Below are 18,000 nucleotides of genomic sequence, written 5' to 3'. Positions count from 1 at the left end.
ATGCACGTCATCGTATTGACGGCCCATGGCAGTGGTGAAGCGTAAAAATACCTAGCGCGAGACAGTCGCGCTGGACACGCGTTCAGAAGCCGCTCTGCTTGATGACGGCCGAAGCCAGTCGCGTGAGCCCGCTAATGAGGAAGCTGCGCCGTTCGCCCTCGATCTGCGCGTGACCACGCAGCTCGCGTAGCGCATAAGGTGGTTCGTCCAACTGGATGACCACCAGGAACAGCGCCGAGGAAGGCGCGTTGCCATCGCCTTTCCTGGCGATCGCGACGGGCCCGCCATAACGCGACGAAAGCATGACGTGGTCGAGCTGGTTGGTGCGCGAGCTGGCAACGGAAACCACGTGGCCATGGATGGCGCCCACGCTTCCCTCCGGAAAGAAAGTCGCCTGGCTGTCTGGCTGGATGCGGTAGATCTCTTCCTGCGGGACATAGGCGTCCACTTGCCATCGTTGCGGATCGGCAACGATGCCCAGCGGTTCGGTCGCCTTGACCCATTGGCCGGGCTTCCAGTCCGGATTGACGTCCATCCATCGCCCGGCGAAGGGCGCGCGTAGCGTCAGGCGCGCGATTTCCTCGCGCGCGGACCGCACTTCCTCCAACTGCACGTTGACGCGCTGGCTGGTGGCCGACTGCTGGTCGATGCCGCCGGGCTGGGCCAGCAGCCCCGATAGCTGCGCCTGGTAACCGCGCAGGCTCGATTCGCTGCCGCGCATCCTGATGGCGATATCGGGCTGCTCCAGCACCACCAACGGCGTGCCTGCCGCCACTTCGCCGGGTGCATGGATTTCGCGGATGCGCGCGGGGAAGGGCGCGAATACGTGTTGCTGCAGGCCGGACCGGGCGACGGCGTAGGCATGGACCTGGGTGCGCCAGGGAATGGCCAGCAGGGCGAGTGCGAGTGCACCCATCGCCAAGGCGATGTGGCGGCGACGTGCGGGCACTTCGCGGCGGTTGGTCCACCAGTGCCGAAACTCGCGCACGATGGGCAGCCCGATGAACCAAGTCACCTCCACCGCGAACAGCACGATGCCCAACGCCTTGAAGAAGAAGTAGTACACGGCCACCGCGATGCCGAGAAACAAGGCGAAGCGATAGACCCAGGTGACCAGGGCGAAGCCGATCAGTGCGCGCCGGCGAGGCGCATCCATCGGCTCGGGCCATGCTTCCTGCAGGCCCAGCACGTGCCGGCGGATGGCCACGCGTGCAAAGGCGGACGCGCGTTCGTGCAGGTTGGGCACGTCGAGCAGGTCAGAGAGGATGAAGTAGCCATCGAAGCGCGTGAACGGGCTCGCATTGAGCGCAAGCGTCAGAGCCCAGTTGGTGGTGGCCAGATAAAGCAGCGCATTGCGCCAGGCACCCGGGTCACTCAATGCCCACAGGAAAGTCGACAGCCCCGCCAGCGTGACTTCGGTGAGTACACCTGCCGAGGCAATGGCCAGCCGTTGTCGCGCGCTGCGCAGTTTCCACGCTTCGCCGGTGTCGGTGTACAGCATGGGCCACATCACCACGAAGGCGATGCCCATGTGCGCCACGCGCACGCCCAGGCGCGTGGCGACGACGGCGTGTCCCAGCTCGTGCAGCGTCTTGCCGATGACCAGCGCGATGGCAAAGCCGATCAATCCCTCAAAGGAAAACGCATCCACCACGGCATGGGTGAATTCATCCCATTGATGCGCCACCATGACGATGCCAAGCACGCTCAGGGCCACGATGATGGCCGCGGTCACGCGGTTGAACAGCCAGTTGGTGTGGCGGGCGATGAAGCGCAGGAAGTGCTCGGGCCGCACCAGCGGAATGCGGAAGAACAGGTAGTGATGCAGCCACCAGCGCCAGGTGAGCCATTGCGTGCCCTCGCTGGCCTTGCGCATCTGTTCCACGGCGGTCGGCCCGGGTCGCAGCAGGTGGTGGTGTTGCAGGAACAGGCCGAAGGCCCATACCTGTTCCGCGTCGGCATGCAGTGGCGTGCGCGCCTGGATGTCGTCGGCGATCTGCCGCGGCGTGTCGCCCCAGCGCAGCAGGCATTCGAATTCCAGCCAGCCGATGCGATAGAAGCGATTCACCACGCTGTCCTGGATCACCCACGCGGGTTCGCCTTCGCGGCCGGCCGCGGCTTCGGACAACTGCAGGTCGTCGCGCAGGGGAGGCAGCGGGAGGTCGAGCGCCGAGTCCGTCACAAGCCTGTCCACGCGCGGAAAGCCGCCAGCGGGCGGCGGAACAGGTAATAGCCCAGCAGCACGCGTCCGCCATACAGCTTGGCCGTGCCGTGCAGTCCAAGGCGCGCATGCGCGGGCGAGCCATCGACGCTGGCGAGCAGGCGATACGCCACGATGCCATCGTCGTTCGGTCGTGCTTCGTAGCTGGTTTCGATGATGGTGCCGTGCAGCGGCTGCAGCGGATACGCCGCGAGATACAGGGTGACCTGGCTGCCCGGTTCCAGCGCGATGGCGTCGGCCACCGGCAACTCGATCTGCATCGCCGGCACGGCGGGATCGGCCACGCGCAGGATGCGTTCGCCGGTCACCACCGGCTTGCCGATCCAGTCGTTGGGATCGCTGTACACGGCCACGCCCGCGCGCGGAGACATCACGCGCGTGCGTTCCAGTTGCGCGCGCACGCCGTCGAGTTCGGCGCGGCGCTCCTGCAGACGCGCATCCAGCAGGGTGAGTTCATTCTTGCTCTGCGGATTGTCAAACGAGCGCTGAGTGGCGGCGACGAGTTCCGCGTCGGCGACGGCCGCTTCCTTCTGCAGCACGTCGGCGCGGCTGCGCAGCGTGGTTTCGTCCAGCTGGAACAAGGGCGTGCCCGCCTTCACCGGCTGGTTCGGACGGACGTCCATCCGGGCGATCACGCCGTCGATGGGCGAGCTGATGATTTCCGCCTGGCGCGATACCACTTCGGCGGGGGCCAGCGCGGTCTGGCGCACCGGCAGAAACAGCAGCAACGCGACGATGGCGCCCAGTACCGCCAGTTGCCGTCGCGTCGGACGCCAGCGCGGACGCTTCTGCCTGCCGGTAAGCGCCGTCCAGGCATACGCCCAGGTGCTGCGCAACCCTTGCAACAGGGAAGGCAGGCGGTCGTCCGGCGCGGCATCGAGCAGGTACACCACCAGGCCCAGGCGCTCGCCATGCTTGCTGTGCACGGGCAGGCACCACGCGCCTGCGGGCCACCATTCGGTCCAGCCATCGGCGATGTCGTCGGGTGGCTGGCAGGCGTCGCGTGCCAGCCATGCGGGCTGGTCGTCGGCCACCTGCTCGCCGATCCAGCGACTGGCCGGGCGCAGCCATACCAGATAGGGCGAATCTTCCGTGGGCTTGGCCAGGCCCGACACGCAGAGCAGTTCAAAGCCGGTGCCGCGTTGCGCGAACACCAACGCCTGGCGAAAGCTGAGCAAGGGAAACGTGTCGTTGGCGATCGAAAAGGCCAGTGCATTGAGCGTATCGGCAGCCAGTGCGCGGTCGCGCAGCGACGCCAGAAGCATCAGCAGGGCGGAAGGCGGAAGCGCTTCGGTCATCGTGGCCCCGGCAGCAGTGCCACGCCGCTCATGCCGGCGATGAGGTCGGGTTGGTCGCCATCCAGGCGAGCTTCCAGTTCCACCGTCTGCGCCACGGCATCCACGCGCGCGCTGACGGCGCTGACGTGCGCCGGATAGGTCTTGCCGGTTTCCGTAACGCGGATCTGGAACGCCATGCCGACCTTCAGCTGGGCCATGAGATTGGATGGCACGTTGAGCCGGATCTTCAGCGGCCCGTCGCTGACCAGATCGAACAGCGGCGTACCGGCGGATACGGTCTGGTAGGGGCGCGCGTAGACCTTGGCGATGCGCGCGCCGAATGGTGCGCGCACGTAGCAGTAATTGCGTTGCGCGGTGGCCAGTGCGCGCGCACCTTCGGCCTTGGCCACATCGGTCTTGGCGTTGGCCACCTCGATGTCGCCGGCGGCATTGAGCTTCTGCATGCCCTGCTTGGCGTCGAGGTTCTGCCGCGCCATGGCGAGCTCGGCCGCCGCCGCCTGGGCGCGCGCTTGCGCTTCGCCGCAATTGAGCTCGGCGAGCAGCGCGTTCTTGGCCACGCGCTGGCCCAGCGACACCTTGATGTCGCCCAGCGTGCCGTTCATCTGGGCTGACAGCGTCGTTTCCGTATCGGCCGAGAGCAGCACATGCACGGAAGAAGTATCGGCGGTGGCTTCGGCGGCGTGGCTTGTCGCGGGTAGCGCTGCGATGGCGAGCATGCAGCAGAGGAAGGGTGTCAACGTCGCTTTATTGCTGGCCACTCGGTGCTCCCGTGGAGGTGTTCTTCAGCTGTCCCTGCTCCATGCCGGTCATGGTCTTCTCGATGGCCTTGGCGAGGGTGGCGACGTCGTAGCCCTCCACGGCATCGGGGAACACGTCCAGGCCCACGGAGTTGTACAGGCGTCCCCACGATGCCTGTGCATCGGAATAGGCCGCCTCACGCTGGTAGCGCGACAACAGGTAGCGACCCTCGGCACGGATGACTTCCAGCTGCGAGCCGATGGTCGTTGCGTTGGCCGCCTTGGCGTATTCGAACAGCTGCTTGTCCACCTGCATGCTCTGGTCGGCAAAGCCCAGTTCGTCGGTGGCCAGCTGGTAACGCAGGGCGCCCACGCGCACCTGCGTCAGCACGGCCATGGACAGCGCGATGCGGCGCATGTCGTCGGTATTGCGCTGCGCGTCCTGCGCGCGGTTGAGCGAGGGGTACTGCAGCAGGCGCAGCAGGTTGATCGACACCTGCAGTCCGGTTTCGGCCCAATGGTTGTTGTAGAGGTACTTGTTGGTGTCGTACGCATAGCCCGCGCTGATCGACACGTTCGGCCACAGCTGAGTCTTGGCGATCTTGAGGTCGTTGTCGTCCACGCGCTTGCGATACCACTCCTCCATGATTTCCGGTCGCTGGTGCAGCGCGAGCTGTTCCAGCTTGGAGACGTCGGCATCGAGTTGCGGCAACGCCGGCTCCGGTTGATCGGCAAGCACCATGCGCGAACCCGGTGGCAAGGACATCAGGGCGGATAGCTCGGCCTGTGCGAATTCGAGATCCTGGCGGCGAACGGTCAGCAGGTAGATGGAATCAAGCAGCGCGCGCTGGTAGGCCAGCAGTTCTTGCTTCGGTGCGATGCCGCGTTTCTCCGCCTCGCGGGCGGAATCCAGCGCCTGGTTGGTCCGCTGCAGCAACTGGTCCACTTCGGGCATCAGGCGTTGTGCGGCCAGCGCTCGCCAGTAGGCGTTGCGCACGTCCTGCAGCACGTTTTGCGCCACCTTGCGGCGACGCTCTTCGGCCATCTGGATCTGGTCGATCTTCTGCTGGTTGCGGTAATAGGCGACACCGAAATCCAGCAGGCTCCAGCTGAGGCCAAGGTTGTAGAGGTCGTGGTAACGCTCCTCGGAGGTGGATGGGCGCAGGCTCACCTGGCGATCCACGATACCGATCGACGTGCCGCCCGAGTCGTTGCTTCGCCCCGCATAGCCGGCCGCCGCCACCAGCCGCGGCAGCATCTCGTAGGCCGACACGTCGCGCAGGTTGGCGGCCAGCGCGCTTTCCATCAGCTTGAGCCGATAGTCCAGGTTGTACTTCAGCGCGCGCGCCGCCGCCTCGTAGAAGGTGATGGGGTGAGCCACCGGCTCCTGGTTTTCGTACATGCGGGCCTGGTCATCGACCACCCGCTTGTTGATCTCGTCCTGTGTGTACGGCTTGGGTTGCTGCGAAACGCAGGCAGACAGCGCCATCGTCAGCACGCAGCACATCGTGGAGATTGTCAGCGCTCGTTTTGTCAGCATGGCCGTTGGCTTTGCTCCGCTCGAATGAGTATCACCGTGCCTGCCGGCGTATCGCGGCGTCGCGTACCTGATCGCGGAAGCCGCGCGCCGTGGCCGGACGCGTGTCATGGAGGAATTCGCCGTGCGCCATGCCTTGCGCGGTGCCGGCGAATATCGATGGATCGGGCAGCAGGCCATCCGCATTCAGGCTGACGCGGCCATGGCGCGCGATGAAGCGAAGCAGGTCCAGATCGGCGGCGCGCTGGCTCTCATGCACGGCGTCGGCGACGAACTGCTCTTTCACCACGCCGAGGCCGGCGCCAATGGATGGCGCGCCTCGCCAATCGAAGGAGATGTACTGCGGATCCACGCCGCCGGTGCGGGTGGCCGACAGCAGCTCGTCATTGGCGTTCTCTTGCACCACGGGCAGCACGTAGACTTTCGGATCCACGTTGGGAAGCGGATTGCGCTCGGTGAAACTGCCCCCTTCGTCCGGGAACTGTGGACCGATTTCTCTGGGTTGCGGCGGCGGTGCCGCGATGTCCAGATGGATGATCAGTTCGGCGCTGTCGGTGGCGCCGGCGAGATCCGCGATGGTGTAGGTGAATACATCGTTGAGTATCTGTCCGGCGCCTGCGGCCGCGGCCACGTCGGGATTGCTCATGTCGATGGTGTAGGTGTAGCTGCCATCGGCATTGAGCACGAGCGTGCCGTAGCGGCCGGCCAGCGACTGGCCCGCGGTAACCTCGGTGCCGCTGCCGCTTTCCGGGCCGGGGCGCACGCGCGTGACGACGAGCGCATCGCCGGCATCGACGTCGCTGTCGTTGGGCAGCACGTTGCCGGTGGTTTGCGGCGGTGGTGTCTGGTCGGACGCATCGCCGCTGTCGTCCACGGCCACCGGGTTGTCGTTGCTGCCTTCGATGGTGATGGTCAGGCGCGCCTGCGAGGTCGCGCCATGCGCATCACGCATGGTGTAGGTGAACACTTCGGTGAGCGTCTGCTCGCGCGTGCGCAGCGCCTGCACCGCCGGGTTGTCGTTGTCCACCACGTACTGGTAACTGCCGTTCGCGCCAAGGGTGAGCGTGCCGTAGGCGCCGGCCAATGCCTGGCCCGCGTTGGCGGCGTTGCCGTTGCCGGCGCGGTAATCGACCACCTGTTTCGTCTCGCCGTTGGCCACGCCGTCGACGTCGGTGTCGTTGTCCAGCACGTTGCCGGTCGGATCGGTGCCGGGCGTGCCGTTGTGCACGCCACCGGCTTCGATGGCGGTCGCCGTGTCGTCCACTGCCAGCGGCGTGTCGTTGCTGCCCTGGATGGTGATGCGCAGCTCGGTGGTGTCCGAAGCGCCCAGCTTGTCCACCACGCGATAGGTGAACACGTCCACCAACGACTGACCCGGCAACAGCGCCTGCACCGCGGCGAGGCTGTTGTCCAGCGCGTAGTGCCAGGCGCCATCGGGCCCGATGGTGAGCGTGCCGTACTGTCCGGCGAGCGTGGTGCTCGCGCTGATGGCTTGTAGCGTGCCGCCGCCCAGCAAGCCACCGGTACGGATGCCATCGACGGTCTTGCTGTCGTTGGCATCCACGTCGGTGTCGTTGTCCAGCACATTGCCACTGGGGTCCACGCCCGGCGTGCCGTTGCCGACGCCACCAGCTTCGATGGCGGTGGCGGTGTCGAACACCGCATGCGGGTTGTCGTTCGCGCCGTGGATGGTGATGGTCAACGTGGCGGTGGCGGCTTCGCCGGCCAGGTCGCGCACGGTATAGACGAACACTTCGGTCAGCGTGTCGGTGGGCAGGCGCAGCGCCTGCACGTCGGCATTGTCGTTGTCGAGCTGGTAGCTGTAGGTGCCGTCCGCGTTGATCACCACGGCACCGTAGCGCCCCGTCACGCTCGTGCCCGCGCCACCGAGCCCATGCGCACCCAGCACGCCGGCAACGGACAGCTGCTCGCCGTACTGGTCCACGTCGCTGTCGTTGGTGAGCACGTTGCCGCTGGGGTTGAAGCCCGGCGTGCCGTTGTTGACGCCGCCCGCCTCGATGGCCGTGCCGGTATCGTTGACCGCCACCGGCGCATCGTCGGCGCCGTGGATGATCACGGTGATGGTCGCGGCATCTGTCAGGCCGTCGGTGTCGGAGAGGGTATAGGTGAAGTCGTCCCGCAAGGTGTCCGTGCTGGTGCGCAACGCTTCCACGGCGGCCATGCTGTTGTCGAGGCGATAGCTCGCGGTGCCGTCGGCATGGATGGTCAGCCAGCCGTACTGGCCGCGCAGCTCGGTATCCAGCGTGCCCGCCGTGCCGCTGCCGCTTTCCTGGCCGGTGCGGATGCCAACCACGGTCATCGTTTCACCGTTGGCGGCACTGTCCACGTCCGTGTCGTTGCGGAACACATTGCCGCCCGGATTCACGCCCGGCTGGCCGTTGTCGATGCCACCTGCCTCGAACGCATCCGCGACGTCATCGTTCGCCACCGGCGCGTCGTTGGCGCCATGGATGACCACCAGGATCTGCGTGGTGGTGGTGGCACCGAACTGGTCGGAGATGGTGACATTGAAGCCTTCGATCAGTCGATCGGTGGCCGTGCGCAACGCCTGCACGTCGGCATTGTTGTTGTCCACCACGTACTGGAACGTGCCGTCGGCATTGAGTGTCAGCGAGCCGTACTTGCCGGCCAGCGCGGTGCCCACAATGCCGCTGGTCTGCCCATTGTCGAAGGCGATCACCGAGAGGTCTCCCGGGCCGGCGTCGACGTCGGTGACCACGCTCATCACGTTGCCGGTGGGGTCGAGGCCGGGCGTGGCGTTGTTGACGCCGCCTGCCTCCTGCGCCGTCACCGTGTCGATGGTGGCGGTAGGCGTGTCGTTGGTGCCGTGGATGGTGATCACCAGCTGCGCCGTGTCGATGGCGCCGGCGGTATCGCGCATCTCGTAGGTAAAGGTTTCGGTCACCGTCTGGCCAGGTTGCAGCGCCTGCACCAGGGCCGAGGTTTCGTCCAGCGCATAGCTGTAGGCACCGGACGCACTGACATGCAAGGTACCGTAGGTGCCCACGATATCGGCCGCGGAACTGATCAGCGTGAAGCCGCCGCCCGCAGCTTCGGTGCCGGTGCGCGCGCCGATCACCGTTCCGGTGTCGTTCGCATCGACATCCGTGTCGTTGGCCAGCACGTTGCCGGTAGGCCACGTGCCGGGAATGTTGTTGTTGACGCCGCCGGCTTCCACCGCGTCGGCCGTGTCGTCGACGGCGTGCGGCGCATCATTGGCGCCCTTGATCACGATGACCAGCTGCGCGTCGCTGGTGGCGCCCGCCACGTCAGCGATGCTGTAGGTGAAGGTTTCGGTGAGCGAGTCGGCCGTGGTGCGCAGTGCCTGCACGGCGGCGTTGTTGTTGTCCAGCACGTAGGTATACGTGCCATCGGCGTTGAGCGTGAGAGTGCCGTAGGTGCCGGCCAGGCTCATGCCGGGGTTGTCGCTGGTGGTGCCGTTGCTGAAGCGGGTGACGCGCAGCGCTTCGCCGTAGGCGTCCACATCCGTATCGTTGGTCAGCACGTTGCCGGAAGGATCCGTGCCCGGCGTGCCGTTGTTGACACCGCCAGCCTCGACGGCGGTGTTGCTGTCATTGGCCGCCACCGGCGTGTCGTTGGCGCCGTGGATGACCAGCGTCAACGTCGCCTGATCCGATGCGCCGCTGAGGTCGGTGGCCTGATACGTGAAGCTCTCGGTCAGCGTGTCGGTGTAGCTGCGCAACGCCTGCACCGCGGTCATCGTGTTGTCCACTCGATAGCTGTAGCTGCCATCGGCGTTGATGGTGAGCCAGCCATAGGTGCCGCGCAGTTCGGTGCCGATCGTGCCGGCCGTGCCGCTGCCCGATTCGGCACCGGTACGGAACGCGGTGACGCTCAGCTGGTCACCGGCATCCACGTCGGTGTCATTGCCGAGCAGGTCGCCGGCCGGATCGATGCCTGGCTGGTTGTTGGCCAGGCCGCCGGCCTCGACGGCGTCGGCGGTGACGTCGTGCGACACCGGGTTGTCGTTCTGCCCGGTGATGTAGATGTGGATCTCGGCGCTGGAGAAAAACGTGCCGTCGGTAATGGTGAAGGTGAAATCCTCCTGCAGCTGGTCGTTGGCCGTGCGCAGGGCTTGCACCGTCGGATTGTTGTTGTCGACCACGTAGTGGTACACGCCATCGGCGCCGATGGTCAGGGTTCCGTAGAGACCCGCCAGCGGATCGCCCACGGTGCCCGTGGTGCCTGTGCCGTCGACGTCGCCGGTGCGAATGCCGACCACGGTGATCGGATCGCCGTCCGGATCGGAACTGTTCACGGTGGCATCGCCGGTGGGATCGATTCCCGGCGTGGTGTTGTTTACGCCGCCGGCTTCCTCCGCAACGGAGGTGACGTCCTGCGCCACCGGCGGATCTTCCGCGCCATGCACGGTGATGGTGAGGTTGGCGCGCGCGGTGAGGCCTTCGGTGTCCACGATCTCGTAGGTGAAGACATCAAGCACCGTCTGTCCCGCGGAAAGCCCCTGCACGGTCGCGTTGGCGCTGTCGACGTTGTAGAGATACGTGCCGTTGGCGAGGATGGTGAGCGTGCCGTAGAGGCCGGTGACCGTGCCGATGGGGTTGAGCGCGCCGGTGAGGTCCTGGCCGGATGCCGCGCCGGTCACGGTGAGATTCGTGTTGGGCTGGTCGGCGTGGTCCACGTCGTAGTCGATGCCGTTGCCACCGGGATCGGTCGGGTTGTCGGGGCGACTGGCAAACCGGATGACGTTGCCGGCGGGGTTGCTCTCCTGCGTGTCGTCATTGGTGGACGCCGCCTGCGCCGTCGCCACGTCGTCGGTGGCGACCGGGTTGTCGTTGCTGCCGTGGATCACGATGGTGAGCTGGGCCAGGTCCTGCAGGCCGCCGACGTCCTGCACCACGTAGTCGAAGACATCGTCGAGCGTTTCGCCCGCCATCAGTGCCTGCACCGTGGCGTCGTTGTCGAACACGGTGTAGACGTAGCTGCCGTCGGCGCCGATGGTCAGCATGCCGTACAGGCCGGTGATCGCCGCGCCGTTGGCGGACGTGGTGCCCGCCGTTACCGGGATGATCGGCGCCGTACCTGAGCGTGGCTGCGAACGTGCTCCATATACCGTCAGCTGTTCGCCGTTCGCCGCGCTGTCCACGTCGGTGTCGTTGGGCAGCACATTGCCCACGGCATTGCTGCCGCCCGAACCATTGTCCACGCCGCCTTTCTCCGTGGCGTCGCCGGTGTCGTTCACCCCTACCGGCGCGTCGTTGGCACCGTGGATGGTGATGGTCAGGGTGGACCCGGTGGAGAGTCCGCCAGTATCCACTGCGGTGTACTGGAACTGCTCCACCAGCGTCTGCCCGCTGGTGCGCAACGCCTGCACGGCGGCGTTGTCGTTGTCGACGACATACTGGTAGGCGCCGTTGGCCATGACGAACAAGGTGCCGTATTGGCCGACCACCGCCACCGTCGTGCCATCGGCGGGCGGGACCACCACGGTGCCGCCCGGAAGCAGTTGCACGCCGGTCAGCGTCAGGAAATCGCCGTTCGTCGCGATGTCGACATCGGTGTCGTTGTCCAGCATGTTACCGCGCGGATTGACGCCCTCGGTCTGGTTGTTGGCGCCACCGTCTTCCGTCGCATCGTCGGTATCGGGAAAGGCCGTAGGCGGATCGTTCACCGGCGCCAGCACGATGGCTACCGTACCGGTGGCGATGAGCGCGTCACCGGGATTCTGGCCGGGGATGCCGTCGCCGTTCGCGTCGCCGAAATTGCCCTGGTCATTGGTGGCGATGGTGAGCGTGTCGTTGCCGTTGTAGTCCTGCAGGCCCAGGTAGGTGAGCGTGGCGATGGCGGCGTTGATGTTGGCGATGCTGCCGGTAAGCACGAGCTGCGAGGTGTTGCTGCCCGTCACGGTGACGCCTGTCGCCGGACCGGCGAGGCTGAGCGTACCGTGCAGCACCGTGAGCGTGATGCTGACCGTACCGTTGCCTGCATCCACGTCGCTGATGCTGATGCCGGCGATCGAAAGCGGCACGTCTTCCAGGCCATTCTGCGTCCCGGGCAGGGCGTTCACCGGCGCCACGTTCTGATGGACGTAACCGGCGTTCGCGCTCGACTGCACGCCTTCGCCCAGGTTCACCACGATCTGCCCCAGCGGCGTGGCGGCATCGGTGTCGATGCGCACGCGCAGGTCGCCCACGGGCTGCGGATAGCTGATGGTTCCCGTCGGCGTGTCGATGCGGAACACGCCGCTGGGCAGGGCGCCGAAGCTGAATTGGCCCGACGCGTCCGTGGTGGTCGTGAAGACGCGATTGTCTGCCGTGGTCGACAGGTTGCCGTCGAGTCCGGCCCAGGTAAGCGTCACCGTTTGTCCGGCCAGGCCCGGGCCGTCGGGCACCGCGCTGGTGGTGGCGCTGGCGGTGTCGTTCCACAGCGTGCCACTGATCACGCCAAGGCCCGCGCCTTCGGCGAGGATGTAGTTGTTGACGCCACCCGTGCCGGTACGTTCGCCGGTCGCCGTGCCCGAAGGGCCGACCGCCGAGCCACCCCACTGCGTGAAACTGGCGGGCAGACTGGTCCAGGTCAGCGTGGCGTTGTTGCCGGGCGTGGGCGAGAGATCGGGCACGGTCACGCTGTAGCCCAACCTGACGCTATCGCCCGGATTGAGTTCGGCAAAGTGCACCACGATGCCACTGCTCGTATCGACGGTGACGCCGGCAGGCAGGTTGCCCAGCGTGTAGATCGTGCCGTTGATCACGAGGGTGTTGAAGGTATAGCCGGTGCCGCCGGTGAAACTATCGCTCAGCACCACGTCGAACGCGGGTGAGCCGCCACTTTGCGTGAATCCCACCGAGACCGAGGCCGTGCCCGTGGTGGTCGTCACGTTGGGCACGAAGTCGACGATCTGCTTGTTGAGGCCAGCGAAGGATGGTTCGACGATGTCCTCGTAGAACGACTGGCTGGTCGACAGGGCCGTCGTGCCGGAAAACTCCTTGGCCACCACCGGCAGGGCATCGCCTGCGACGTTGGAGGACTGGTTCAGCACGCGCGCGTTGAATTCCAGTGCGAAGCCTTCGAGATCCGAGTCCACGTCGCTGTTAGTGATCGTGCCGAAGTGGAAGGTCAGCACGGTGTTGCCGTTGGCATCGGTGGCCACGGTGATGTACGTGGGATTCAGCACGCCGGTGGCGGCCGCGCCGGAAAGGTCCGGGAGCAGGGGCTGCGCCTGGGGGCTGCTTTCATCGCCGACCACGTTCAGCGTGCCGCCGGTCACGAGGTCGCCGGTGCTGGTGATGATGCCGCCGTTGGAAAGAAAGACGATGCGGACCGATCCATCGTTGATGAAGCCGATGCCCTGGGGCAGCGTGACCTGCAAGGTGAAATCGTCCGTCACGCCCTGTGCGAACGCACCCACCGCGCGGTAGTGGATGACTTCACCAATGGTCACCTGCTCGTTGGTGGCGTTGGTGGGATTGGCGGCGGGCGTATCGGGCAGGCCACCCACGCGCGAGATATAGACGGCCGCGAGCACGGGCACGGTGAGGGTATTTGTCGCGCTGTAGTCATTCAGCACGCCGCTGTTGAGCAGGCCATCGACGCCCGTGCGCTCGCCGCTGTTGCTGCCGTCCAGGCTGGTCCACGACACGGTGGCGGTGTTGTCGAAGCTGGAGACGCTGGCCGCGCTGGCATTCACCACGCCAGTCACGCGGATGGTGATGCTGCCGCCCACGGGGATGTCGAGATTGGCGCCCGAGGCGGTCTGCAGCACGCCGTTGACGATGGTGAAATCCTGCCCGCCGTGATTGGTGGCGCCGCCGGTGTAGGCCACGCCCAGAATCGTATAGCCGCTCAGTTCCGAAGGAAGCGTGTCGGTGAAGCTGATGTCGAATGCGTTGAAATCGCTGCTGCTCGATCCGTTGTGGATGACGATCTGGTAGGTGACGGGAATCGTTTCGTCCACGCCGAAAGGCGGGAGTGGATCGGTAGCCTGGGTGATCACCAGCGTGGGCTCGCGGATCACGATGGTGGGCGCGACGCCGGTGGATGCCACGGTGCGATCGATCGGCGTGCCGGTGATGGCGGTGTCGCCATCAGGGTCGGAATAGATGATCTGCCCCGGGTTGGACAGCGTGGTGCCCGCCTGGTTGGAGAGCACGTTGCTGGCCACCAGTCGCACGCGGATGACGAAGGCATTGTTGCCGGTGTTGTTGTCGGCCGTGGCCAGGCTGGCACTGAAAGTGAACACTGCATCTGCACCATCCGCTCCCAGCGTGCCGCCCGCGCCGGTCAGACCGCTGATGACGACGTTGCCGCTGAAGTTGGCACCGAGCGCGGCGGAGCCTGCCGTCGTCGTGATGATCTGGTAACCGGTGCCGTTGAAACTCGTGTCCAGCCGCAAACCGGCGGGAATCAGGTCCTGCAGTCGCAGCGATTGCGTACTGCCTTCGGGCAGCGTGATCACGATGTCGTACAGCATGCTCTCGCCGATCACCAGGTCGCTGCCCGTTGTGTGCGATGCGCTGGAGTCGCTGTTGTCCACGCTGCCGCCTGCGTACACCACAGTGACCGTAGGCGCGGACACCTGTTCGCCCGCCGTGTCGGTGAGGCCACCGGCGAAGTTGGCGCCACCTTCGGTGCTGGCGTAACGGGTCAGCGAGCCGGTACTTTGCAGCGTGCTGCTGGCCGGGATGGTGCCGCTGACGGTGACGTCATAGGTAATCACCATGACGTTGGCGCCGGTCGTATCGGCGGTCGTGCCGGCACGTCCCGCGACGAGCGAGCCGCTGCCATTGGGATCAAGGAAGGTGATGGTGCTGCCGCTGACGGCGTAGTCCGTGCCCAGCACCATCAGCGTGCCGTCGCCGCGGTAAACCCGCAGGTTGGCGGCAGCCAGTGAACCGCCGACGAACGACATGCCGGCGGGCAGCGTGATGTCGGTGCTGACATCGAAAGCCGCGCCGCCGCCGCTGTTCTTCAACGCCGTGGCCATGCGCAGCATGTCACCGCCGTCGATGCCGGTAATGTCGCCATCCACCGCGTGCGGATCGGTGATGCTGCCGGTGAAAGGCTGCCCCGCGCTGCCGGGCGCCGCCCAGGTGCCGGTGGTGCCGGTAATCGTGCCGTTGGTGCTCGACACCACGCCATGCACGACTTCCACGTCCGGCTCGGCGATCGAGGTGATCACCGCGATCTCTTCCGAGGTAAGCAGGTGCGAATGGTCGATGGTGGTGAGCTGGTCCGACTGTGCCAGCACGCTCAGCGGTCGCTGGTCCGCGAAGGGCTGATTGCCCACGGTCACGGTGAACTGCACTTCGATGCGTGAGCCGGTGGTGAGCGCCGTCGCATAGCTGCCGAAATTGAACAGCACAGAGTTGCCCGGCCCGGTCGTCACCGAAACGAGCCCACCCAGGTTGGAATTGCCCGCGCCCAGGTGCCACTGGTTAACGCCGTTGCCCTGGGTCCAGCTGACGCCGCTCATGTCGAACAGCGGCAGCGGCATGTAGGCCGCGAGCGACATCTGCTCGTAGTCGCCGGTGACCAGGTCGTAGCTCATGGTGAAGGTCACCACGTCGCCGGGACGCAGCTCGCCGTTGGCTGGCGGCGTGCCTCCGTTGACCGAGGTGACTTCGATATCCACGTCGCTGGTAGGCACGGTCTCGGTCTGCCGGTCGCTGTCGGTCGGTGTGCCGGTGCCCAGGTTCAGCACGTCCAGCAGCACGGTGGCACTCACCGACGCGTTGTTGCCGACGGAGTCGCCTTCATTAATTTCGCTCTGCGGGTACACCGTGGTGTACGACTGCGCGATCGTCGTCTGGTAGCTGATGAGCACCTTGGTTGCGCCCTGCAACGAGCTGTCGAAAGCGAGATCGCCCTGCAGCCCGCCGAAGGTATGGCTGGCGTTGAGCAGCGACTGCCCGATGTCGAACGTCAGCGAGGTAGTGCCGTCGGCATTCACCGTCCTGGTGGTGACCAGGGCGATCGATTGCGTCACGCCATTGAGCGTGACGCTCATGGTCGGCGTGCCGGTTACCGTCTGGCCGTCGCCGGCCGTGTCAGTCACCAGGAAATGCCCCTGCTGCAGGATGTTCATGCCGAAGGCGAAGTAGTCCGACAGGTCGAGCTCGATGGAATAGCCCAGCGTATCGCCCGGCGTAGGTCCCGCATGCCCGATGTCGGCGATGTCGTTGACCTGCTTGACCAGGCTCAGCGACTGCACCACGAACGACGTGGGATCGCCGGAGCCCGACAGATCCACCGCGGTTTCGGGTGGGGTAAGGTCGCGCGGATCCAGCGGCACCCATTCGCCGGTGGCTGTTGGTGCATCGACATTGACCGTCACCGGGGCGCCTGTCGAAGGATCGAGCACGGAATCACCGTTGGCATCGTCGTCGGGCACGTAGAAAGCGATGTCGGTGTCCACCGAACCCGTGAGGGTGGCGTAGGTCACCTGATAGCTCGCCACGTAAGCCCCGGCCACGAGGGCCACCTGGATTTCGGTCGGATTGGTGAGCACCCGGCCGCTGGCCAGTGTCACCGACGTCAGTACACCGCCTGCGCCCGGCGTGATGGCTGTGACGCGGATGTCGGGTGGAAGGTCCTGGGAAATCACCACGTCGGTAAGGGTCTGGCCTGGCGCAGCCGAAGCCGTCACGGTGATGCTGCGTTCGTAATTGGGGCCGGACGCTGTCTTGCCCTCGGGCGTATTGACTGTCTGCGTCAGCGTGATCACGGTCGGATGCACCACGTAGGGATGCGCCGTCGCCTCGATGATGGCGGGATCCTGCGTGGGGTTGTTCAGCGAATCGTTGCCGAGCTGGAAGCCGCCGTTGGCCAGGATGGTAAGGTCGGGCGAGCCGTTGGAAAACGCGGTATCGGCCAGATTGCTCAGGTGCGCCGTCACCTGGACGTCCACCGAGGGCTGGCCTGATGCGATGCTCGCATAGGGCAACTCCAGCACCACCAGCTCGTCGCCCGGCGCCAGGCCAAAGGTCGCTGCATGCAGTACCACCGGTTTGCCGGTGGCGTCGCGCGCCAGTGGGTGGATGGCGTTGCCGCTCGGGTCGAAGGTGACCACATACGACTTCACCGTCGCGCCCAGATAAGTGGCCGAGACGAAGCTCACGCCGTCGTCGCCGTCCTTGCCCGAAGCGGGAAAAAACAAGTCGATGAAAGGCGCGTAGCCGGTTTGCGTCGACGTGTTGGTGAAGGACGCCGTGAACGTGACCTGGTTGCCAAGCAACACGTCGCTGCCACCCGAGGAAAGCGTCACCGTGGGGCTGGCGTCCACCAGCAATCCCTGGAATCCCGCACGGGCTTCGGCGGAAATGGCCACCGCATGATCGATAGCGCCATCGCGCACTTCCAGCGTCCAGTTGCCACCGGCCAGTGCGTTGCCCGTGTTGTCGCTGGAAGCCGCGACGCCCGCACCGGTCCAGTGCGCCAGTTCATGCACGAGGGCCTGGCCCGCCGCGCCGGCGCCCACGTTGCAGCCCAGCAGCAGTATGTCGGCATCGCGCGTGAGCGAGGCGTGCCATGCGGACAGCTCACTGCCCAGCTGGTCGATGGTGTCGCTGCTGAACGTGCGATCGCCCAGCGTGAATTGTCCTGGCGCACCGTGCGAGACGATCTGGATCGAGTCCACCTTGCCGAGCTTGTCCAGTGCGGCGGTAATGGCCGCCAGCGCGTCCTGGCCCGGCTGAACCACCAGCACCGATACATTGGAAGGAAGGTCCTTGGTGAGCTCCGTACCGTTCTGGATGCGGCTGTCGATCACCAGCAGTTCGCGCGTGGCCGATGGCGCCGGCGAGGCCTGCGTGGCACGCGGGGTGATGCTGAAGCTGCGCGATTCGAACGCGGTGGGCTCGTTTTCGTGGGTGCGTTCAGCGATGTGATGTTGTTCGGTTGCGGCAGCGGCGGCTCCGTCGAACATGACCCGTGGTTCGAGGGCCAGCGCCTGCCGATGGGGCCTGAAGATACTGATCGGCGGGTGATCGAAAGCGCGACGCATGGAGCACTCCCAAAAGCGGAAAAGACATCCCCAATCCCTGCTTGCCGAGTCAGGCCGGGCTGGGCAACCCCTGTCATCCGGCCATGCCTGGCTCTTCCTTTCCGTCGCGCTGGCCCGCGCGGCCGAAGATGCAACAGCGACCGAAGAATGCGCTGCGGCCGCGTGTATGAGACGTCAACATATGGAATGGAAATGGCTGAAATCTG

Annotated in this window: 5 protein-coding genes; all 5 read right to left on the bottom strand. The window is 65.8% G+C overall.

Going from position 1 to position 18,000, the window contains the following annotated elements; genetic code table 11:
- Nucleotides 1-82: 82 nt before the first annotated feature.
- The 5 genes from VFG49_RS17835 to VFG49_RS17815 are packed head-to-tail and all read right to left on the bottom strand — an operon-like array spanning nt 83 to nt 17,794.
- The gene (locus VFG49_RS17835; RefSeq protein WP_324863058.1) at nt 83-2,182 is read right to left on the bottom strand and encodes an HlyD family efflux transporter periplasmic adaptor subunit; all 2,100 of its coding nucleotides are present in this window, start codon (nt 2,180-2,182) and stop codon (nt 83-85) included.
- Nucleotides 2,179-3,519: an efflux RND transporter periplasmic adaptor subunit gene (locus VFG49_RS17830; RefSeq protein WP_324863056.1), complete on the bottom strand. Its 1,341-nt coding sequence runs from the start codon at nt 3,517-3,519 to the stop codon at nt 2,179-2,181. The genes VFG49_RS17835 and VFG49_RS17830 overlap by 4 nt, the downstream gene beginning before the upstream one ends.
- Nucleotides 3,516-4,277, bottom strand: a complete 762-nt coding sequence (locus VFG49_RS17825) for an efflux RND transporter periplasmic adaptor subunit (RefSeq protein WP_324863054.1) — start codon at nt 4,275-4,277, stop codon at nt 3,516-3,518. The genes VFG49_RS17830 and VFG49_RS17825 overlap by 4 nt, the downstream gene beginning before the upstream one ends.
- Complete coding sequence (locus VFG49_RS17820; RefSeq protein ID WP_324863052.1) at nt 4,264-5,796, bottom strand: TolC family protein; 1,533 nt, start codon at nt 5,794-5,796, stop codon at nt 4,264-4,266. Before VFG49_RS17820 ends, VFG49_RS17825 begins: the two co-directional genes overlap by 14 nt.
- Before the next feature lie 31 nt (nt 5,797-5,827).
- Complete coding sequence (locus tag VFG49_RS17815; RefSeq protein WP_324863050.1) at nt 5,828-17,794, bottom strand: VCBS domain-containing protein; 11,967 nt, start codon at nt 17,792-17,794, stop codon at nt 5,828-5,830.
- Between the last annotated feature and the right edge of the window lie 206 nt (nt 17,795-18,000).

The sequence above is a fragment of the Dyella sp. genome, assembly GCF_035685885.1.
In the GTDB taxonomy this organism is placed as follows: Bacteria; Pseudomonadota; Gammaproteobacteria; order Xanthomonadales; family Rhodanobacteraceae; genus Dyella.
The sequence above is the reverse complement of the archived record's forward strand: the minus strand, read 5'-3'. Positions and strand labels throughout refer to the sequence as shown.